General features: G+C 64.8%; 15 protein-coding genes. 3 read left to right on the forward strand and 12 right to left on the reverse strand.

Features of this window, described 5'->3' with window-relative positions; all coding sequences use genetic code 11:
- Positions 1 to 9: 9 nt before the first annotated feature.
- The 11 genes from eutC to mftE form a co-directional block, all read right to left on the reverse strand.
- Entirely contained in the window at positions 10 to 786 is a 777-nt protein-coding gene (gene eutC / locus CH291_RS01155) for an ethanolamine ammonia-lyase subunit EutC (protein WP_094686511.1), read from the reverse strand.
- Positions 783 to 2,195, reverse strand: coding sequence for an ethanolamine ammonia-lyase subunit EutB (locus tag CH291_RS01160; RefSeq protein ID WP_068051484.1), 1,413 nt, complete (start codon positions 2,193 to 2,195; stop codon positions 783 to 785). Before CH291_RS01160 ends, eutC begins: the two co-directional genes overlap by 4 nt.
- Positions 2,192 to 3,646, reverse strand: coding sequence for an ethanolamine permease (eat, locus tag CH291_RS01165; protein WP_094639118.1), 1,455 nt, complete (start codon positions 3,644 to 3,646; stop codon positions 2,192 to 2,194). The genes CH291_RS01160 and eat overlap by 4 nt, the downstream gene beginning before the upstream one ends.
- A gap of 136 nt (positions 3,647 to 3,782) precedes the next feature.
- Complete coding sequence (locus CH291_RS01170; protein ID WP_094686512.1) at positions 3,783 to 4,766, reverse strand: cation diffusion facilitator family transporter; 984 nt, start codon at positions 4,764 to 4,766, stop codon at positions 3,783 to 3,785.
- An 80-nt stretch (positions 4,767 to 4,846) separates the two neighbouring features.
- Complete coding sequence (locus tag CH291_RS01175; RefSeq protein WP_179276414.1) at positions 4,847 to 5,386, reverse strand: DUF779 domain-containing protein; 540 nt, start codon at positions 5,384 to 5,386, stop codon at positions 4,847 to 4,849.
- Complete coding sequence (gene exaC, locus CH291_RS01180) at positions 5,386 to 6,909, reverse strand: acetaldehyde dehydrogenase ExaC (RefSeq protein ID WP_068051492.1); 1,524 nt, start codon at positions 6,907 to 6,909, stop codon at positions 5,386 to 5,388. Before exaC ends, CH291_RS01175 begins: the two co-directional genes overlap by 1 nt.
- Before the next feature lie 121 nt (positions 6,910 to 7,030).
- On the reverse strand, positions 7,031 to 8,326 hold the full coding sequence (locus tag CH291_RS01185; protein ID WP_068051494.1) for a transcriptional regulator: 1,296 nt from the start codon (positions 8,324 to 8,326) through the stop codon (positions 7,031 to 7,033).
- A 109-nt stretch (positions 8,327 to 8,435) separates the two neighbouring features.
- On the reverse strand, positions 8,436 to 8,573 hold the full coding sequence (locus CH291_RS26645) for a hypothetical protein (protein ID WP_176460347.1): 138 nt from the start codon (positions 8,571 to 8,573) through the stop codon (positions 8,436 to 8,438).
- 108 nt (positions 8,574 to 8,681) lie between these two features.
- Positions 8,682 to 10,148, reverse strand: a complete 1,467-nt coding sequence (mftG, locus tag CH291_RS01190; RefSeq protein WP_373455101.1) for a mycofactocin dehydrogenase MftG — start codon at positions 10,146 to 10,148, stop codon at positions 8,682 to 8,684.
- Between the two features lie 33 nt (positions 10,149 to 10,181).
- A complete protein-coding gene (gene mftF, locus CH291_RS01195) occupies positions 10,182 to 11,579 on the reverse strand; it encodes a mycofactocin biosynthesis glycosyltransferase MftF (protein WP_094639178.1) in 1,398 nt (465 codons plus the stop codon).
- 125 nt (positions 11,580 to 11,704) lie between these two features.
- Entirely contained in the window at positions 11,705 to 12,391 is a 687-nt protein-coding gene (gene mftE / locus CH291_RS01200; RefSeq protein WP_068051498.1) for a mycofactocin biosynthesis peptidyl-dipeptidase MftE, read from the reverse strand.
- A 70-nt stretch (positions 12,392 to 12,461) separates the two neighbouring features.
- Here mftE and CH291_RS01205 point away from each other — a divergent pair, with 70 nt between their 5' ends.
- The 3 genes from CH291_RS01205 to CH291_RS01215 all read left to right on the forward strand — a co-directional run bounded on the left by CH291_RS01205 (position 12,462) and on the right by CH291_RS01215 (position 15,615).
- Positions 12,462 to 13,178: a GntR family transcriptional regulator gene (locus CH291_RS01205; RefSeq protein WP_068051513.1), complete on the forward strand. Its 717-nt coding sequence runs from the start codon at positions 12,462 to 12,464 to the stop codon at positions 13,176 to 13,178.
- A 129-nt stretch (positions 13,179 to 13,307) separates the two neighbouring features.
- Positions 13,308 to 14,861 carry an NCS1 family nucleobase:cation symporter-1 gene (locus tag CH291_RS01210; protein WP_068051515.1) on the forward strand — a complete coding sequence of 518 codons (1,554 nt, stop codon included), beginning with the start codon at positions 13,308 to 13,310 and terminating at the stop codon, positions 14,859 to 14,861.
- Positions 14,862 to 14,871: 10 nt separating this feature from the next.
- Positions 14,872 to 15,615, forward strand: coding sequence for an aspartate/glutamate racemase family protein (locus tag CH291_RS01215; RefSeq protein WP_094686514.1), 744 nt, complete (start codon positions 14,872 to 14,874; stop codon positions 15,613 to 15,615).
- An 18-nt stretch (positions 15,616 to 15,633) separates the two neighbouring features.
- Here the strand turns inward: CH291_RS01215 and CH291_RS01220 are convergent, their stop codons facing one another.
- On the reverse strand, positions 15,634 to 19,410 hold the full coding sequence (locus CH291_RS01220; protein WP_094686515.1) for an NACHT and WD repeat domain-containing protein: 3,777 nt from the start codon (positions 19,408 to 19,410) through the stop codon (positions 15,634 to 15,636).
- Positions 19,411 to 19,608: the final 198 nt, after the last annotated feature.

The following is a 19,608-nucleotide window of genomic DNA, read 5'->3' on the forward strand; positions in this document are numbered from 1 at the left end:
AGGGGGATGTCACTCGAGGGTGAGGGCCTCGGCTGCCTCGAGCACATCGGCTCGCGAGGTGTCCTTCAACGCCACACCCGACCGCCCGAGCTTCCTGGCACCGGCCAACAGGCCGGCCACGATTCGTGCCGACTGCGCATACCCCTGGCCTTCCGGCGGATGGATGTTGGATACGCAATTGCGATCGGCGTCGGTGCACCCGGGTTTCGGCAGATGCGTCAGATAGATACCGAGACTGTCGGCGACCGACAACCCCGGACGCTCCCCGATCAGCACCAACACCGTCCGCACACCCATCGCAGCCGCGATGTGGTCACCGAGCGCCACCCGCGCCTCCGTTGCAATCACCGGAGCCGCGATCGAATAACGATCGGAGAGCTCTGCTTTCAGCGCCTCCAGCATCGGCACGCCGTGATCGGCGAGCGCACGTGGGGACAACCCGTCGCCCAGCACGATGCCGATCTCGCTCTCGGAATTCACCACCTCCGACAGATCCTTCGGTTGCCGACCGAGATCTGGCCGTCGCAGATACTCCGCGCGACTCGTCGCCAACGACGTCACCACCGACGGCGCACCGAGACCGACCTGCTCCACCCGGCCCACGAACTCCTCGACCTCGAGCGGCATGTGCACAGCATCACGCGCCGCAGCATGCGCCGAGCGAAACTCGAGCACCCGCGTGGTCGGCAACGAATCACCGATGCGGCCCAACCCGATTCGAGCCTGCGTCATCGCGCGCAACTCGCCCCAGAACTCTGTTTCCGGTCGTTCCGCTGGCGTGCTCATCGCGCACTCATCAACGCGCGCAGCGGCGATCCCGCGGCATCGACGTCGAGGACTCTGCCGTCGGCGTCCACCATGCCCAGTCGGGAGAGCCACGACTCGAATTCCGGTGCGGGTCGCAGACCGAGAACCTGCCGAACGTAGAGCACATCGTGAAAGCTCAACGACTGGTAGCCGAGCATGACGTCGTCGGCACCCGGCACCGCGATCACGAACGCGACCCCGGCGGTACCCAGGAGCGTCAGCAGGGTGTCCATGTCGTCCTGGTCGGCCTCGGCATGGTTGGTGTAGCAGACGTCGACACCCATCGGCAGTCCCAGCAGCTTGCCGCAGAAGTGATCTTCGAGGCCCGCCCTTATGATCTGTTTGCCGTCGTACAGGTACTCGGGCCCGATGAATCCGACGACGGTGTTGATCAGCAGCGGCTCGAGATCGCGGGCCACCGCATACGCACGCGTTTCGAGGGTCTGCTGATCGACGGGGCGGTCGCCGGTACCGATGTGCGCGCCCGCCGACAACGCCGAACCCTGGCCTGTTTCGAGATACATGACGTTGTTCCCGACGGTTCCGCGGTGCAGCGATCGGCCGGCCTCGTTGGCTTGCCGAAGCAGCGGGATGTTCACTCCGAAGCTCGAATTGGCTCCTTCGGTGCCCGCGATGGACTGGAACACCAGATCGACCGGAACGCCCTTGTCGATCAGTTCCATCGTCGTCGTCACGTGCGAGAGCACGCACGACTGAGTGGGAATCTCGAAGCGTTGCCGGATCTCGTCGAGCAGGTGCAGCAGTTCGGCCGTCGCCTGAGGTGAGTCGGTCGCCGGGTTGATCCCGATGACCGCGTCACCCGATCCGAGCAGCAACCCGTCGAGCGTGGCCGCGGCGATTCCGCGGGGGTCGTCCGTCGGGTGATTGGGCTGAAGCCGGGTGGTGAGCGTTCCGGGCAGTCCCACCGTCGTACGAAAAGCCGACGTCACCTGCACGGCTCGAGACACCGCGATGAGATCCTGGTTTCGCATGATCTTGCTGACCGCTGCCACCATCTCCGGAGTCAGTCCGGCGGCCACCGACCGCAACGTCGCGGCCGCGTCCGGCCTGGCGGTGACCTGGAGCAGCCAGTCCCGCAAGCCTCCGACGGTCAGGTGCGACACCGCTCCGAAGGCGATGCGATCGTGTGAATCGATGATGAGCCGGGTGACCTCGTCGCTCTCGTACGGCACGAGCAGATCCTGCAGGAAGACGTCGAGCGAGACCTCCGACAATGCCCACTGGGCTGCCGCGCGCTCGGCATCCGATTCCGCTGCGCAGCCTGCCAATTCGTCGCCCGATCGAAGCGGTGTCGCCTTGGCCATCAAGTCCACCAACCCGTCGAAGGTGTAGGTGGTGCCCGAGACCTGCTGGGTGTAGATCGTCATTCCAGCTCGGCCTCGGCCTCGGCCAGCGCAGCGAACTCCTCGTCCGGCGAGTTCGCGACCAGATGATGCCTGCTGTAGATGCCGAAGTAGGCCATGAACGCGACGAACACGCCGAGGCACCACAGTGCCGCTGTGGAATCGACGACGAACGTGGCGACAACGGCGAGCGCTGCGACGATCAACGCGAATCCGGTGGTCACGACGCCGCCGGGGGTTCGGTACGGGCGTTCCATGTTCGGCTCCTTGCGACGGAGCACGATGTGACTGACCATCATCAGTACGTAGCTCAGCGCCGCGCCGAACACGGCCATGTTCAGCAACATTGCGCCCTGACCGGTCAGTGAGAGCAGGAAGCCGATGACGCCGGGGACGATCAAGGCGAGCGTCGGGGCCTTGCGAGAGTTGGTGATGGACAGTGTCTTCGGCAGGTATCCGGCACGCGAGAGCGCGAAGAGCTGGCGCGAGTACGCGTACATGATCGAGAAGAAGGACGCAACCAGTCCGGCGAGGCCGATGTAGTTGACGATCTTGCTCGCAGTTCCGTCACCGAGGGCTTCCACCAACGGATTTCCCGATTCCTTGACGGCGTCGGCACCGCCTGCGCCGGTCACCAGGAGCAGCACGACAGCACCGGTGACGAGCAGCACGCCCATGGCGGCGATGATGCCGCGTGGGACGTTCTTGGTCGGATCCTTGGCCTCTTCTGCGGCCAGCGGAACGCCTTCGATCGCAAGGAAGAACCAGATGGCGAACGGGACGGCAGCCCAGATGCCCAGGTAGCCGAACGGCAGAAATCCCGAAGCTCCGGCTGCGTCGGTGGGCGCGATGTCGGTCAGGTTGCTCGCGTCGAATTGTCCGATGGCGGCGACGGCGAACACGATGAGTCCGACCAAGGCGATCGCGGTGATGACGAACATGATCTTGAGGGCTTCGCCTGCGCCGGAGAGATGGATTCCGATGAACACCGCATAGACCACCAGGTAGACCCACCACCCGTCGGTGATGCCGAACAGCCCGAGGGATTCGACGTAGGCACCGATGAACGTCGCGATGGCGGCGGGAGCGATGGCGTACTCGATGAGAATCGCTGTACCGGTGGCGAATCCGCCCCACGGTCCGAGAGCGCGGCGGGCGAAGGTGTAGCCACCGCCGGCCGCGGGCAGCGCCGAGGACATTTCGGCCATGCCGAGCACCATGGCCAGGTACATGCCCGCGATGATGATCGCCGCGATGAGCAGACCACCGAAGCCACCCTCGGCGAGACCGAAATTCCATCCGGAATAGTCGCCGGAGATGACGTAGCTGACTCCGAGGCCCGCCAGCAGGACCCAGCCTGCCGTCCCCTTCTTCAGGGTTCGCTTGGCCAGGTAGTCACCGCCCTCGACGTGTGACTGAGTGCTCTCGTGGGAGCCCGATTTCGGAGGAGACGACTGGGGGTCTACTACGGACATGACAAGCCTCTCGTAGCCATAACGCTCGGGACGACGGTCACGCCCGAGGGGACGATTCACAACAGGTGTGGCGCGCGAATCGGTTCACGATAGGCGCGTGATGTAAGCGGCGCGTCATCGATGAATGACGGGCGAATTACGGCTGGTACCCGACGGCGTTGACGTCGCCGAGGTCTCCCTCGTCCGGTTCGGCGACTGTCAGTACTGCGTCCACCACAGCTCTGTTGGCTTCCAACTCACGCTCCAGCCGCCGGAGCGTGTGCGCGATGCGTGATTCTGCGAAATCACCGACGAGATCGACACTCGCCACCACGTAGAGCTGTTTGGGACCGACGAACTCGATGCGAACGAACCGGACCGACGCCACGTCGGGAAGTTCCTCGATCCGCTGCACCACCGCGTTCCATAATGCTCTCGATCCCGGTTCGCCGGTGAGGAATCGGCGGTTTCGATCTATCAGTACGAACGCGACGATTCCGAGCAGCACACCCACCAGAATCGAGCCGATGGCGTCGAAGGCAGCGTTACCGGTGAGCTGATGCAATCCGATTCCGGCACCGGCGATGACTATGCCGATCAGTGCGGCACTGTCCTCGGCGAACACTGCGCGCAGTGTCGGATCCGAGGTCTCGAGCGCGTGATCGAGAAAGTCTCTGTGGTACTCGGCGGCCTCGCCGCGAATCTGTCGAACCGATTGCAGAAACGAGACTCCCTCGAGCAGAAATGCGATGCCGAGCACCACGTATGCGACGAGGTAGTTCTCGCTGCTCGATTCGCCGGCGAACAGCGAGGTGATGCCGTGCCACACCGACACCGCCGCACCGGCAACGAAGAGTCCGACCGCTGCGAGAGTCGACCAGAAATAGGTCTCCCGCCCGTACCCGAGAGGCCGTCGATCGTCCGGTCCGCGGGATCCTCGACGATTGGCGACGAGCAGGAATATCTCGTTCCCGGTATCGGCCCAGGAGTGCGCGGCTTCGGCAACCATCGACGCAGATCCGGTGAACACCGCTGCACAGGTCTTCGCGATCGCGACGCCGAGGTTGGCGACGAAAGCGATGACCACGGTGCGCAGGCTCTCGTCACCCTCGACGTGGTTGGACTTCGGTGCGCTCTTCATCGTTCGCACTGTATGCGCTCCGCGCAGTGGTGCGGCTGAGTGCCGCCTGGGGCTCTCAGCCGCGCCACTGCCGCAGGCATTCAGCCCTGGAGCATCCCCGGAACGGGACATGCGTCGACGGCCTCGGCGACCACCAGCGGATCGTCGGGGATCTCCGGCCGTCGGCCTTCTTCCCAGTCGACACCCACGAGCGGTGGGTACTCGGCGAGGATGTCGTTCTCCTCGGCGGTGTACGCACGTCCGCGGCTGAGGAAGCGCACTCCCTCGGGCGATTCGAGCGAGAACCCACCGCCGCGGCCGGGAACCACGTCGAGCACGAGCTGCGTGTGCTTCCACGCCTGGAACTGAGACCCCGAAATCCACACCGGTACACCGTCGCTCCCGCTCGGGAGGCCCTGTGGGACCTCGCCGACGCCGAGCCTGAGGTCGATGTACCCCAGGAGAACGTCCCGGTCGCCGACGATGAATTCGCCGGCGGGATAACACATCGGCGACGACCCGTCACAGCATCCCCCGGACTGATGCATCATCAGTTCGCCGTGGATACCGCCGAGGCGACGGAGCAGGTCCATCGCCTCGACGGTGGTCTTCAGCCGCGCAGGCGGCCGAGGGGCATTCATCAGAAGAAGCCCTGTGCCTTCTGGGCGTAGCTGACCAACAGGTTCTTGGTCTGCTGGTAATGATCGAGCATCATCTTGTGGTTCTCACGGCCGATACCCGACTGCTTGTAGCCACCGAACGCCGCGTGCGCGGGGTACTGGTGATACGTGTTGGTCCAGACGCGACCGGCCTGGATATCGCGGCCGGCACGGTAGGCGATGCCGCCGTCCCGCGACCAGACGCCTGCGCCGAGCCCGTACAGGGTGTCGTTGGCGATCTCGATGGCGTTGTCGTAGTCGGTGAACGACGTGACCGAGACGACCGGCCCGAAGATCTCCTCCTGGAAGATGCGCATGTTGTTCTTGCCGGTGAAGATCGTGGGCTGCATGTAGTAGCCGCCGTTGAGGTCGCCGCCCAGCTGTGCGCGCTCGCCGCCGGTGACGACCTGTGCGCCTTCACCCTTGCCGATCTCGATGTACGACAGGATCTTCTGGAGCTGATCGTTCGAGGCCTGTGCGCCGATCATGGTCTCGGTGTCGAGCGGATCTCCCTGTCGCACAGCCTTGGTACGGATGGCTGCGAGGGCGAGGAACTCGTCGAAGATGTCGGCCTGGATCAGCGAGCGCGACGGGCAGGTGCACACTTCACCCTGGTTGAGGGCGAACATCGTGAAGCCCTCCAGCGCCTTGTCCTGGTAGTCGTCGTTGGCCTGCAGCACGTCGGAGAAGAAGACGTTGGGGCTCTTGCCACCGAGCTCGAGTGTCACCGGGATCAAGTTCTGCGACGCGTACTGCATGATCAGGCGGCCGGTGGTGGTCTCGCCGGTGAACGCGATCTTGGAGATACGCGGGCTCGAAGCCAGCGGCTTGCCTGCCTCGACGCCGAATCCGTTGACGATGTTGAGCACGCCCGCGGGCAGCAGGTCGCCGATGATCGAGATCAGGTGCAGGATCGACGCGGGGGTCTGCTCGGCGGGCTTGAGCACCACTGCGTTACCGGCGGCAAGGGCGGGGGCGAGCTTCCACACGGCCATGAGGATCGGGAAGTTCCACGGGATGATCTGCCCGACGACGCCGAGCGGCTCGTGGAAGTGGTAAGCGACTGTGTCGCTGTCGATTTCGGAGAGCGATCCCTCCTGCGCGCGGATGCAGCCGGCGAAGTATCGGAAGTGATCGATGGCCAGCGGGATGTCGGCGTTCAGTGTTTCGCGGATCGGCTTGCCGTTGTCCCAGGACTCCGCCAGCGCGATGGACTCGAGGTTGTCGGCGATGCGGTCGGCGATCTTGTTCAGGATCACGGCACGCTCGGCCGCGGAGGTCTTGCCCCATGCGGGGGCTGCGGCATGTGCGGCGTCGAGCGCGAGCTCGATGTCCTCGGACGTGGAACGGGCGACCTCGCAGAAGTTCTCACCGGTGACGGGAGTCGGGTTCTCGAAGTACTGGCCCTTGACCGGCGGTACCCACTCGCCGCCGATCCAGTTGTCGTAGCGCGACTGGAACGACATGACGGAATCGGCGGTACCTGGACGGGCGTAGACGGACATTGAAAATCCTCCTGATCGACACGTGCTTCACAGTTGATGCGGTGTGTGATTCAGGACACTAGGGCTTGCAACGTTGCAACTACGTTGCCGATTCCGAGGACGGCCTGGAGCGACCGGTTCCTCAGATGCCGAGATCGCGGTCGAGAAGGTCGATACGCGCACTGACCTGCCCGTAGAGCGCGGAGTCGCGGCTGAGCGTGGCCCGGTACGCCTCCCATGCGATGACGTCCGTGCGACCGTGGATGGACGAGGTCCACTGAGCCAGCAGCACCGGATCTCCGAGTCGGAGCAATGCGGCCTGCATCCGAGACCGCAGTTCCTCGCGGATCTCCTCGATTCCCGGCGCGGACGACCCGGGAAGCACCGGGCCCGAGTAGATGCGCAGAGCAGCGTCGACGTCGCCTCGATCCAGGGCTCGTCGGATATCGCCGACGTCGGAGGACAACTCGCCGACCAGCCGGTAGGGCCGCGATGCCAGGCCTGCAGTACCGAAGGCCTTGCGCAGCCTCGACATCTCGGCGCGAATGGTGACCGAGTCGAGTTCCTGCTCGTCGAGCAGCACGGCGAGGTGGTCGGAGCTCAGGCCTTCGGGATGCTCACCGAGCAGAAGCAGAATTTCGGCGTGCCGCTGCGAAAGCGGTATCCGGCCGGATCCGCGCACCACTCCCGGCCGTCCCGAACCCAGGACCTCGAGCCGGGGAGCTGTGTCGCCCAATGATTTCGGCGAGTTCATCAGATGCAGGCGCAGCTCGGATTCAGCAGCGGCGACCGTTGCGCGCACCAACGAGAGCACCTCGGGCACCGCTACCCGCGGGCCACCGGTGATATCGATGGCTCCCAGGATGTGACCACTGGTGGGGTGGTGCACCGGTGCCGCCGAGCAGCTCCACTCGTGCACCGACCGCGAGAAGTGCTCGGATGCGAAGATCTGCACGCTGTGATCGACCGCGAGCGCAGTGCCCGGGGCGTTGGTACCTTTGCTCTCCTCGCTCCAATCGACCCCCTCGGCGAAGTCCATCGCGAGTGCTCGGTCCTTGGCCGCAGAATCACCCTCGACCCACAGCAGGCGTCCCTCGGCATCGGAAATCGCAACGAGCAAACCGGTGTCGGACGCGTCCTCGACCAGAAGCTTCCGAATCACCGGACGGATGATGGCCATCGGGTGTCCGTTGCGGTAGCGCTCGAGGTCCGCACCGGTCAGCGCAGGAGTGTCGTTGCCACCGTCCGGGTCGACACCCTTGGTTCGGCTGCGCATCCACGAATCGAGAACGACCGACCGGACGGCCGACCCATGGGTGCGAACATCGTCGACGAAAGATTGATGGGCACTGGACATCTGGCGCGCGAGCACAGCGACGTCCTCGCCGGGGCGCACTGCGACCCAGGGGTTGCCACCACTGTCCGATCGGCTTGCCATTCGACGCTTCCTCCGTGACCTGTCCACATCGTTGTAACCCAGCTCACACGCAAGGATACAGCCGTGGCCGACGCGCGCGGCCGTGGCCGGTTGCGCCGACCCCGAGTGCCTACTTCTTCTTGACGGCCGTGGTGATGATGTCGTTGCTGGTGTCACCACTCGATTTGGCCCGCTTGTCTGCGCGCTTGTCCTTGAGTGATTTGCCGGATTTCTTGGTCATCGTGTTGCGGGGCGATTTGTCCGACATGGCAGTAACCCATCTATCGGGGAACCTGAACGGTCCCCAGACCACGAACGCTACGCCTACACACCCCCACCGTGGTCTGCAACAGTCACCGGTCGTTCCGCCGGCTCCTCATCCCATCAACGCAGCGGCGCGTTCGGCGAACATGATCGCCGTCGCATGCGGCCCGCGGCTGGGCACCATCGGGAACGCCGAAGTATCGATCACGAAGACTCCATCCACTCCGCGCACGCGGCAGTGATCGTCGAGCACCGACCCCGGATCCGACTCGGGTCCCATCCTGGCGCTACCGGACAGGTGCAACGACGTGCCCAGTGCAGCGAGAGGGTCGTCGACCGCAGGGACCTCGACGCACGGCATGGACGGCGATGCGATCAGATCTCGCGCCAGTGCGACGCCACCTCGCATCGCCTGCCGATCACCCTCCGATTCGAGATAGCGGTAGCGCACGTCCGGAGCCTCGAACGGATCCGTACTGCGCAGCGCGATGCTCCCTCGTGCCGTCGAGCGCATGAGGCCGACACCGAACACGTGCGGACCTGCGGGGAGCCCGGAAATGAGTCGGTCGAATCTCCCGGTGTACGGCCTGATCTCCACGTCGCCCGCATGCAGCACCGCTTCCAGAGCACGAGATGCCGTCGGGAATTCGTTCGTCGTGACGACGGGAACGGCAACCTCGGGATGGTCACTGAAACCCTGGCCGACTCCCGGACTGTCGGCGATGACCGAAACACCCAGCGCAGCAGAACTTTCCGCCGGTCCTATGCCGGATCGAAGCAGCAGGGCGGGCGTCTGCACCGCGCCGGACGAGACGACAACGGTGTCGGACTCGACGACACTGCGTACACCGTCGGCGATGATCTCGACCCCGATCACCTTGCTTCCCTTGAATATCAACGACGCGACCGTCGTATTCCCCTGTACCCGAAGGTTCTTCCTTCTGACAACCGGCAACAGATATGCCAGAGCAGCACTTACGCGGACCCCGTCGCGAATATTCGAGGGCACGACGCCCACTCCCCCCACGGCCGCGTCGGGAGCGTTCAGGTCCTCGTGGAACAGAAAGCCCGCGTTCGTAGCGGCCTGCACGAATGCCGCCGTCACGGGATGTCGGTCCTGCGCGGGAGTGCGCGAGACCGGCATCGGTCCGTGGGAACCGTGCCACCGACCGGTCGCCCCGACATCGAGATCGGTTTCGGAGCCGATGTAGAACGGCAACACCTGATCGAAGGACCACACCGACTGCGGCCACGCGTCGAAGTCGCCCGGCGTGGCGCGGACGAAGTATCCGCCGTTCACCGCGCCGGAGCCCCCCAGCACCCGGCCTCGCGCGATCGTCCGAGACACATCCGCCGCGAGTTCGGCCGTGTAGGTCCCCACCCATTCGCTCCCCGGGCCGATGGGAAGCGTCGACGCGTCGAGCAAAGCCGCCGGAACATCGGCGACGCCGGAGAACGCAGGCCCGGTTTCGAGCAACAGCACCGACCGATCCGGATTCTCACTGAGCCTCGACGCAACGACGCAGCCACAGGAGCCGCCTCCCACGACGATGACGTCCGCGTGCTCGATTCCGATCACACCGTCTGCGGGGCGGGCCCGGCTCGCACCGCGTCAGCCGTCCAGGCGGGGCTTGAGCGCGTCGATGCTGCGCGCGGACAGTGCACCGCGCCACAGGCCTGCGCCGTACGCAACATCATCGGCACGTTTGTAGAACGCGTACCGAACCGGGTCGAGACCGCCGAGTTCCCGATGCTTGTACCAATCCGAAAACGCCTCTGCAACAGCCAATCCCAGCGCTATTCTACGAATACGACTCGACAGCAGCACGGCGAGCAGGGTGATCGGCCAATAGTGTCGACACAGGGCCGACGCCAACTGCCACAACCCCGCCACGAAACCCTCGGCAGCGAGAATGGCCGCGATTCGCGTGGGCTGATCCAGACCGACGAACATCTTGCGCAGGCGAACGATCGTGACACCGAGTGTGGCGGCGGCACCGACGAGTCCGATCCTCGTCAGACTCGCGGCGAGCAGACACGCGACCAACGTCCACGGCGACATCGCGATGGGCGGCACCATTCCCGGATGACGTGCCGACAACGGTGTGGCACCGGTCCCGTAGAACAGCTTGCGTGCGAACCACTCGACGAAGGTGACGCGATGCTCGTGCGCGACGTGAGCGACGGGTTCGTAGCGCAGTCGCCAACCCGCTTCCTGCAATCGCCAGCACAGGTCCACGTCCTCGGCCACGTGCATCGACTCGTCGAATCCCTCGCAGTCCATCGCCACCGACCGACGAATCAGCATTGCCGCACTGGGCACGTAGGAGACCGAGCTGCCTGCGCGTACCGCTGCTTCCCTGCGACCGAGGTCGAGGGACGAGCGCGCGTGTTCGTACCTGGCCAGGGCGCTGCCCTCGGGCTCCAGCGCGACGATTCGGGGTGCCACCAGCGCCACGGCCGGATCCGAGAAGTGCCCCAGCATCACCTCGAGCCATCCCTTGCGCGGAACCACGTCCGAGTCCAGGAAAGCCACGAAATCAGTTGTTGCACATCGCAATCCCGTGTTTCGCGCCGCAGCGGGTCCGCGCGAGTGCTCGTGTCGGAGCACCGTCACGCTGCCCACACTCCACGAGACCCGCGGCACTGCGACCGGAACGTCCGACCCGTCGTCGACGATGATGACGTGCAGACCGTGGAGTGCTGCGATCAAGCGCTCCAACCCGGCCTCGTTGTTCTTGAGCGGTACGACCACGGTGACGTCGCTCGGCGACGGAATCGACATCGGGCGCGGGTTCCCGACACCCGAGTCGAGCAGTTTGCGAGCGACGAGAGCGGACTGCGAGTCGGTCACTTCGATGAAACCGTCACCGATCATCGCCGCTGCCGTCGGTGCGAGCTTGAGCATGCGTGTCGGTGAACCACCGATCAGGACTCGTCCTTCGGAGAATGTGCGTACGCGTGGATCGACTCGCACCCCGAAGCCGTCAGGCAACCGACCTTCACCCATCAGGAGATCGTAAGCGGACGAGACGCCGAAGTGTCGGCCACCCGTGAAATCGGACGGAACATACCCATGCCCCGTTTTTCCGGAATCGTCGGACGGCCCCTCAGCAGGCATTCCATCGAGCTCGTTCATGTGATCACTCCGTGCTCGGAGGGACTCCATCTCTGCACAGCGTCGCCGGCGCGGGTGCAGAGCTGCTCGAACATCCGACGCCCCTCCTCCGGATCGGCCCCGGTGGGATCACCGAGCACCCCGTTCGCAGTGATCGGTGCCATGCCGTCGACGCGAAGCGCAGGCAACAGGTCGGCGATGTCGGCGACATTGCCCACCTCGGCCTTGCTCATGTTCACCACCTCGGGCGAAAGGTGCAGCAGCAACGACGTTTCGGTGCGCCCGGCGTGAGCATCTGCTCCCGGTATCGCGCACGGAAACCACACGACGTCGCGGCCCTCGTAGCGCAGCAGCAGTACGGCAGAGCGCACGGTGGGGCCGTTGCCTCCGTGTCCGTTGACGAACACCACTCGCTCGGCCCAGCGGCATGCAGAACGTCCGTACTCCACCAGAACCGATTCGAGCGCTACGGCCCCGATCGAGACGGTGCCAGGAAATCCCTCGTGCTCGCCACTGGCTCCGTACGCGATCGCGGGGGCCACGAGAGCATCCTCGATGGTGTGCGCCACGGCGGTTGCGATACGAGTGTCGGTATCGAGCGGGAGGTGCGGACCGTGCTGCTCGATCGAGCCGACCGGCACCACCAGGGTGCGAGACCCGTCCAGGTCCGGCCAGTACTGCGTACCGAGGGGGTCCGTGGCCATGAGTGCAGATGCTATCGGATGGAACGAGGACGTCACGCCGCCGAAACACTGCGACGATAATCTTCGATTCGTGCCACCCCGTCGCCGATCCGTATTGCTCTCGCAATTGTCGATATCGGCACCCGGCGGCCCGCAACCGACAATTCTGCAAGAGTTACGCCGAGTCATTCTGGCCGGCGATGCGCCGCCGAATACGCCGATTCCACTCAATGAAGTAGCGGAACTCTTCGGGGTGAGCAGAATTCCGGTGCGCGAATCCCTCAAGACACTCATCGGCGAGGGACTGGTCGATCATCGACCGAATCTGGGCTACACGGTTGCGCAGTTGACCGCAGCCGAACTTCGCGAAATGTACATTGTGCGAGAGGTATTGGAGACGGCTGCACTACCGTCCGCAGTCGGGCTCGCCACCGAGGCCGACCGGGCCCATATCGTCGAGATCAATCGTCAACTCGAGGCCTCGCTGGCCCAGGACGACTCGCGAGAATACCACCGCCTCTCGCGTGAGTTCCACCTGTCCCTGACCCGTCCGTCCCGCATGCAACGATTGCTGCACATGCTCGAATCCGCCTGGAACATCACCGAACCCGTGCAACCCATGGTGCATGTCGCCGGGTCGGACAGGGCGTCGCTGCACAGCGATCACGCCGAAATGCTCGCGGCATTTCTGGCCGGCGATTCCGCGGGCTTGCTGCGCGCCGCGCAGCATCACCACACGCGTCTCAATTCGGTCATTTCGACGCTGTCGAACGATCATGGGTTGTTCGCCGATCCGTCGTCGGAATAGGGCCACAGGAACGACCGGCAAAGATATATCGCTCTCGTCACGAGTGCGCAACACTTCGCCGCTAACTTTTCCTCATTCGCTCGTTCACCTCCTTCGTTCGTCTCATACGCCATGCCGTCAGGAGCATCGATGACAGATACAGCGCACGGTCCCGCTCAAACGGGAGATCTCGTGGAAGCCGCGGGCCACCCCGTCGGTGGTGGACTGATCAAGGACACCTATGACCCACGGCTGACCAACGAGGATCTCGCTCCGCTGAAGAAGCAGACGTGGACTTCGTACAACCTCTTCGCCTTCTGGATGTCGGACGTGCACTCGGTCGGCGGTTACGTGACGGCGGGCAGCCTGTTCGCGCTCGGGCTGGCCAGTTGGCAGGTGCTGATCGCGTTGCTCGTCGGCATCACGATCGTCTACTTCTTCTGCAATCTGGTCGCCAAGCCGAGCCAGGTGACGGGGGTTCCGTATCCGGTCATCTGTCGTAGCGTGTTCGGAGTGCTCGGTGCCAACATCCCGGCGATCATCCGTGGCCTGATCGCGGTGGCCTGGTACGGCATCCAGACATTCTTGGCATCGGCTGCCCTCGACATCGTGCTGATCAAGCTGTTCCCGTCTCTGGCTCCGTACGCCGTCACCGCGGACTACGGTTTCGCCGGACTGTCGCTGCTCGGTTGGGCGAGCTTCCTGTTCCTCTGGGTTGTCCAGGCTGCGGTGTTCTGGCGCGGGATGGAGTCGATCCGCAAGTTCATCGACTTCTGCGGCCCTGCCGTCTACGTCGTCATGTTCATGCTGTGCGGCTACCTGATCTGGAAAGCCGGCTGGGGCGCAATCGATCTCACCCTCGGCGATGTCGAGTACACCGGCTTCAGCGCCGTTCCCGTCATGCTGGGAGCCATTGCGCTCGTCGTCTCGTACTTCTCCGGCCCGATGCTCAACTTCGGTGACTTCTCTCGGTACGGAAAGTCCTACGCTGCCGTCAAGAAGGGCAACTTCCTCGGTCTGCCGGTCAACTTCCTGGTGTTCTCCATCCTCGTTGTCGTCACCGCCTCGCTGACTCTGCCGGTGTTCGGCGAGCTGATCACCGACCCTGTCGAGACGGTCGCCCGTATCGACAGCACCTTCGCCATCGTCCTCGGTGCCCTCACCTTCGCCATTGCGACGGTCGGCATCAACATCGTCGCCAACTTCATCGCTCCGGCGTTCGACTTCTCCAACGTCAGCCCGCAACGCATCAGCTGGCGCGCCGGTGGCATGATCGCCGCAGTCGGTTCGGTATTGATCACCCCGTGGAACCTGTACAACAATCCCGAGGTCATCCACCTGACGCTCGAGACCCTCGGCGCGTTCATCGGGCCTCTGTTCGGAATCCTGATCGCCGACTACTACCTGATCCGTAAGCAGCACGTGGCGGTCGACGAACTCTTCTCGATGTCCAAGACCGGCCTGTACTGGTACTCGAAGGGCTACAACCCGGCGGCGGTGTACGCGACCGTCGCGGGCGCAGCGGTGGCGATGTTCACCGTGCTGTTCAACGGAGCCGTCGACGGCCTGGAGATCGCCGGTATGTCCACGGCGTCGAAGTACAGCTGGTTCATCGGCTGCGGCATCGGATTCGCCTCGTACTACTTCCTTGCGACGCGAACCAAGCTGGCTGTCACCAACTTCGACGTTCCAGCGAAAGCATAGGATCTCTTCCGTGCTCATCAAGGTCATCAATCCGAACACCACCAGTTCGATGACCGCAACGATCGGTGACTGTGCCCGGGCCGTGGTCGGCCCGGGCACGGTCGTCGACGCGGTCAGCCCCTCGATGGGGCCCGTCTCGATCGAGAGCCATGTCGACGAAGCCCTCAGCGTCCCAGGAATTCTCGCCGAGATCGCCAGCGGCGAGGCCGCAGGGGTCGACGGCTACGTCATCGCCTGCTTCGGCGATCCCGGCATGGACGCGGCTCGCGAGCTCGCGGCCGGGCCGGTCATCGGTATCGCCGAGGCGGCCATGCACGCCGCGAGCTTCCTGGGCCGAGGATTCAGCGTCGTCACCACACTCGGACGCACCGTCGGGCGTGCCCAGGATCTGGCGAACCACTACGGCTTCGGACGCCACTGCCTCGGTATCCACGCGTGCGACCTGCCGGTCCTCGATCTCGAGACGGACCCCGACGCCCGCAAGATCGTCACCGAGGCGTGCCGCATCGCCGTGGACACGGACGGTAGCGATGCCGTGGTCCTCGGATGTGCGGGGATGGCCGATCTGTGCCAACACATTTCGGCCGAGATCGGCGTACCGGTGGTCGACGGCGTCGCCGCGGGAACACTGTTCGTGCAGTCACTGATCTCGCTGGGACTGGGTACCGGAAAGAGGGGCGAATTCGCCGCTCCGCCGCCCAAGCGCTACACCGGGATGCTGGAGGGTTTCAGCCGACCGATCCCTGATCCTTAGCCCTGGCTCCGCGGTCGATCAGGTCTCGCACAACTGCCGATACGGCACCCCTGGCAGATAGCGGGCCCATTCGGCTTCGGTGACCACCGAGCCCCCGGATTCGCACAGGCGACTGCGGACCTCGTCCGGCTCGGTCCGCCACATGCGGAGGTCGCGGGCAGTACCACCGCCGTACAGCACCCCACCGTCGCCGACGAAGACCGCATCGTAGACACGCTGGCCGTACGCGGTGAGGGCTGCGTACTGCTCCGGTGCGGAACGGTTCGCCACAGTCCACACCCAGAGCGTCGATCCCCCGTCACCCGCGGCCAAGCGGGTGCCGGACCGATCGAATCTGAGCGAGTAGATCGGACTGGACGGCCCCACGATGCGACTCCGATGCTGTGGTGCGGATGAATTCTCCATGTCCCACAGTCGAATCGAGCGATCCGCACTTCCCGCGGCCAGAGTCCGCCCGTCCGGTGAGATGACCACGGCCTGGACGGCACTCCCGAAACCTCCGAGTGTGCCCGTTCGGTCCGGATCGGTAGGATCGCCGATGTCCCACAGCTCGACCACGCCACCGACACTGGCGATGGCAAGTACTTTCCCGTCCGGAGACAGCGCCAGTCCCGCCGGATAGTTTCCCGCGTCCAGGGTGGACAACGCGCGCGGAGCAGAAGGATCCGTCAACGACCACAGCGACACGTCGTTCGAGCTCTGGCCGGCCACAACAAGCAGGGTTCCCGACCGGTCGAACGCCATCGCCGCAGTCAAACTGGCGCTTGCCTGCCGAATGCCACCGAGAGCGACCGGATCGGCGAGATCGCTGGTGTCCCAGAGTCGGAACCCCCCTGTGGTCGTGCCGACAGCAGCCAGGGTGCCGTCGGCCGTGAGGGCCACCGCACCGGTCTGCTCGGCGCCGTCCTCGATCACCAACGGCGGCGACGCCACCGGATGCTCCACATCGGAGACGTCCCAGAGGATCGAGCCGGGAGCACGGCGACCGGCACCTGCGAGCAATCGGGTACCGGACTCGTCGGTGGGGGTCTGCCAGACGGTGTCACCGGCATCGGGTAGCGCCGGTCCGAGAATCGGCCAGATTCGGGTGACGCCATCACCACTCGCAGTCACGATCGACAAGCCATCGGGTGAAAATGCCAGCGAACTCACCTGGATCGGACCGGGAAGCGTCAGATTCAGCGTGCCCGAGGCCGCGTCCCACACCCGCGAGGAATTGTCCGAACTCGCCGCAGCAATCCGAGTCCCGTCGCTGCTGAACGCCACATCGTTGACGTAGCTGGTGAAGCCGGTCAATGGAGGCAATGGGGTGAGCCGGCCGGCTGCATCGACGGCCCACCGCAGAACCTCCTGCCCGGTGGTCCCCGCGATCAACGTCGCTCCGTCAGGAGAAAAGGCCAGCTGCTGTGCGGTATAGGTGGAGCCGTCCGAGGGAAGTCCGAGCAGTGGAACAGTCTGTGGTGCAGTCGAACCGGGAAGTCGTTGCGCGTCCCACACCCGCATCGCGCGCCCGGCACCGACCGTCACGAGGAAGCGGCCGTCAGGACTGAACTCGGTCGCTGTCGGCGAACCAGGTTGAGCAATCTCACCCAGCATGCGGGGCCGGGCCGGCTCGGAGACATCGAGAAGAGGCAACGACTCGTCCTGGGTGCCGACGAGCAGTAACCGACCGTCAGGAGAAAACGACAGACTACGAACGCCGGTTGTGTCTGTGCGCGACAACATTATCGGTACCGCCGGGTCTACGACATCCCACAGTTCGACGCCGCGGAACCCTCCCACAGCGAGCATTCCACCCTGCGGATGGAACGCCAGCACCGGTGGGTCACGCGAGACGATTTCACCGAGCTTCGCGTGCCCGTCTGCGAGCGACCACATCCGCACGTGTCCGTCGGAACCGGCTGTCGCCACGATGTTTCCGCGCGGGTCGACCGCGGTCACCGCCTGACCCTCCACTCCGAGCAGCCGCACAGGAGTGTGGATCGCAGATGAATCGAGTAGCGACGACCGCGCCTCCGTCGTGCGGTCCACCTCGTACGACGCCAACGCGAAATAAGCCGCCAGCCCGGGATCTTGACTCCTCAATTGCTGTGCGACACCGGCGATCTGACGTGAGACAGCCTCTGCCTCCGCGCGCTCGGCCTCGACCCGTCGGTTGTTCGCGTCCGACCGAGCAACGAACGCGGTCACTGCCAGTGTCACAGCCAGTACGGTCAGAAGCGCGAGTGCAGTGACGAGCGTTTCGAGGGTGCGTCGCCGACGTCGGTCGCTGCGGTTCTGTTGCTCGATTCGGTTCGCACTCGCGTCGAGATACCGTCTCTCGACCGAGTTGAGATCTCGCCGACGTACCGGACCGAGAGATTCCTGCACCAGCGCCAACCTCGATTCCGGCAGCAACGAACCGTCGTCGCGATCGTTGTTCTCCCACAGTTCTGCGGCCTGGGTGAGCCGACGGTGCTCGACGAGCCACTGACGATCGTCGTCGAGCCACTCGCGCAGCCGCTGCCACGCCGTCAGCAACGCCTCGTGGGTGATCTGGACGGTCTCTTCTCCGACGGTCAGCAGTCTGCGTGCGGCAAACCGTTCGACGACGATGTCGACGTCGGTGACCGCGTCCGCGTTCTCGTCTCCGTTGAACAGCTCCACACGATCGACTCGGCGACGAGTGACGACCTCGTCGTCGAGATTGATCAACCGCATGAAGATGCGCCGTGTCTCGCGCTGCTGTTCGGCGGTCAAGGCCGAGAACACTTCTTCGGCGCTCTGCCCCACGGCACCGCCGATCCCGCCGGTTGCGAGATAGTCCGAGACAGTCAACGTTCTGCCGCTCGACACCTGCCACGTGGTGAGCAGGGCATGGGACAGCAGCGGCAAAGCGCCGGAGTCGTGGGCGAACTGCGATCCGCGTGGACCCAATTCGCCGACCAAGACCTGCACGAGGGCGGCCTCGACGGAGAGACTCGCCTTCGCGGCAGGCGACACGATGACCTCCCGCAGTTGTGACTCGGTGAGACGCCCGACAACCACCGGGTTGTCGGACAGGCCGGCGAGCAGCGCGTCCTCGGACACGGCGTTCTGGTAGAAATCCGCCCGCAGTCCGACCACGAGAACCGACCCCGCGCTCGGCAACGCCGCTGCCGCACGCAGAAAGTTCTCGCGCTCGACCGGTGTCGCCAGTGTCCACAACTCCTCGGCCTGATCGAGGACGAGAACCGATCCCGGCGCAGAGGATTCGGCTCGCTCGGGGAAGGCACGAATATCGCCGACGCCGGAATGGACTTCCGAACCGGGGAATCTCGATGCCAGCCCGGCACGCAGGAGCGAGGACTTGCCGGAGCCCGAAGCACCGACGACGAAGACGATGCCTCCACCGGAGCCGAGGGCTTCCCGGACGCGCGTGCTCAGACGCTCGATCACGTCGTCACGGCCGAAGAACCACTCCGCATCGGCCGGCTCGAACGCCTCGAGACCCTTGTACGGAGGGTCGCCCTTCACCGGATCGACGGTCCGCCTGCCCGGGATCGACCGCACCCTCGACACCGCGTCCCACCACAGGGCGCGCTCGTCCTCGTCGGCGACGCCGCATGCGATCAGTACGGCGGCGAACATCTCGGCGCTGGCTTTGGTCGGGACGTGATGTCCGGAGAACCAGCCACCGATGGTGCCGTGCAAGCCACCGGAACGCTCGACGATCTCCCGGACCGTGGCACCCGCCTCGGTCCGGATCGCACGCAATGCTGCCGCGAATTCCGTGCGGTCCGTGATCGACGAAGGATCCGGACGGTCGATGGTCATGAGCGAGAACTATAGAACCGGGAAAACCTCGATAGAGGCACTCGCGCGTCACGCTGAGCTGCACGAACAGCAAATTGATGCGTTTGAATGACGCTCGTACGGAGTCCGTGGCCGTCCGTATTGACCTTGTACGGACATGCCCGTTCAGCTGGATCTGCGACGAAGTCCAGTCGACGATGGACGGTGTGGTCGGGGCAA

Origin of the sequence: Rhodococcus sp. 14-1411-2a, assembly GCF_002259485.1 — a bacterium.
Lineage (GTDB): Bacteria > Actinomycetota > Actinomycetes > Mycobacteriales > Mycobacteriaceae > Rhodococcoides.